This is a genomic window from Sulfitobacter sp. UBA4523 (genome assembly GCF_002388305.1).
GTDB classification, from domain to species: domain Bacteria; phylum Pseudomonadota; class Alphaproteobacteria; order Rhodobacterales; family Rhodobacteraceae; genus Sulfitobacter; species Sulfitobacter pontiacus.
In genome coordinates this window covers 23246-23672 of the sequence record NZ_DGMH01000074.1, presented here as the reverse complement: position 1 = coordinate 23672, position 427 = coordinate 23246, and the positions used below count along the sequence as shown (strand labels likewise).

The 427-nt window shown below is 64.4% G+C and carries 1 protein-coding gene; it reads right to left on the bottom strand.

All coding sequences use genetic code 11. The annotated features are described in order from the left end of the window. On the bottom strand, window positions 1-427 hold a 427-nt coding region (locus B3849_RS17440; protein ID WP_286780480.1), incomplete at both ends, for a sensor histidine kinase.

Here is a 427-nt window from a genome sequence, read left to right as displayed (position 1 = left end):
CCGTACCCGACGCGCTTGTCTCTGACAGTTTGAGCGTCCCACCGTGACCGCGCACCAGCTCTGCCGCGATGGCAAGGCCGAGACCGGAGCCCCCCTTGCGCGCACCGCCCTTGAACGCAGTAAACAGATGCTCCCGCGCCTTGGGGGGAAGGCCGGGGCCGTTGTCGCTGACGCGGATCACCCAGTCGCCGGCCTGTTCACTGGCAGCAACGATGATTTCGCCGGATTTACCCGTGGCGATGATCGCCTGTCGCGCGTTGCGAACAAGATTCGCCAAGACCCTAAACAAATGCTCCGGATCGGCGCGCACGTGCAAATCTTGCGGCACGTCGCAGGTGAACGTCAGGTCCGCCCCGTTGATCGCCAGCCGCTCGCTATCAACGACGTCATCGACGATGCGCAACAGTGGCGTGACCGTCAGCGTCGG